Below are 1,401 nucleotides of genomic sequence, written 5' to 3' on the forward strand. Positions count from 1 at the left end.
AATTGTCGGAGGAATTGTTAGCATTACTGCGTCACCGATTTTTAGAAGCTTCGATGTCACCATGACTGTTCTCCTATAGGTTTACATTCATGTAAATATAGTTTCGATTATGGTGTTATACAAGGATAATAACTTCGATGTGCTAGTGGACTTACATATTAGTCAACGGAGTGGGTGGCTGGTTAAAGATAATTTAAACAGCCACTTAAGATCGTCTTCGTTTTAATTCCATGAAAGTACTAAACATAGCAACGCTGCATCAGGTGTCACAGGCTAACTTTGTCTTCGCTCCAATTCCACGCTTACATAGTTGTGTGTAGTGACAATAGAGTTTGCCCGTAAGCACTAAAGTTTGCCCGTAGTGGCAAACTCGTTGTTTTTACTTTTGTGATGATTTCGATCCTAAGAGCATTTTTATTGTTCTGTACAAGATCTATCGCTCAAAAATTACTTAATCTCTTATCCTGTAACATACTTTTTTTACTTAATCGTGTAAGTTAATCATGTAAATCAATTGTGAACTTTTTTGAGTCTTTAATCAGCAGGCTCTCACAATTGTCGTTAGCTTAGTGAGGGGTTGTTGGAAATGTTAAAGTTGAACATTATTTTTTATTCTGCGCTATTGGCTTGCTTTGCTACATCTACTGCTACTGCCGATGACTCAAACTCTTTCGATCTTAGTCTGCAAGAGTTGCTGAATGTTGAGGTGACTTCGGTATCAAAACAAAAGCAGCCTTTATCAAATTCACCCGCTGCAATCTATGTCATCACAAGCGAACATATACGTAATTCTGGTGCTACTTCTATTCCGCAAGTACTTCGCGATGTTCCAGGGCTGCATGTAGGGCAGATTGACTCTCAAAAGTGGGCTATCAGCAGCCGTGGTTTTAATGGGCGCTACAACAACAAATTACTGGTATTGATGGATGGCCGAACCCTTTATTCTCCAATATTTTCAGGTGTCTACTGGGAGGTTCAGGATACGCTGATGGCCGATATTGAGCGCATTGAAGTTATACGCGGGCCCAGCGCGGCAATGTGGGGCGCCAATGCAGTAAACGGTGTGATTAATATTATTACCAAACACAGTGCTGATACATCTGGTGGTTATGCAGAATTGGGGGCTGGCGATTATGAGCAAGGATTTGCAGGTTTTCGTTATGGTTCCACATTATCAGATAATGCAACATCAAGAGTGTATGTAAAAGGCCATAGCAGAGACTCGCTTGAGTATAATTCGCAAGATCTCGATAGCGGTCTTGCGGAGCAATTAGCTACTGTTGATAAAGACAACGATTGGATGCATCTTCAAGTGGGAGGCCGCGTTGATATGGAGCTTGATACGGGCACAAGCCTTATGTTGAGCAGTGATGTGTACCGCACTGAAATGCAGCAGACCTC

At 41.5% G+C, this 1,401-nt stretch carries 1 protein-coding gene; it reads left to right on the forward strand.

Translation table 11 applies throughout. The annotated features are described in order from the left end of the window. Nucleotides 1–586: 586 nt before the first annotated feature. Nucleotides 587–1,401, forward strand: an 815-nt coding sequence (locus CXF78_RS00520; protein ID WP_180957004.1) for a TonB-dependent receptor plug domain-containing protein, incomplete at its 3' end; no start/stop codon positions are given.

The organism is Shewanella sp. 11B5 (assembly GCF_002836795.1).
GTDB classification, from domain to species: Bacteria; Pseudomonadota; Gammaproteobacteria; order Enterobacterales; family Shewanellaceae; genus Shewanella; species Shewanella frigidimarina.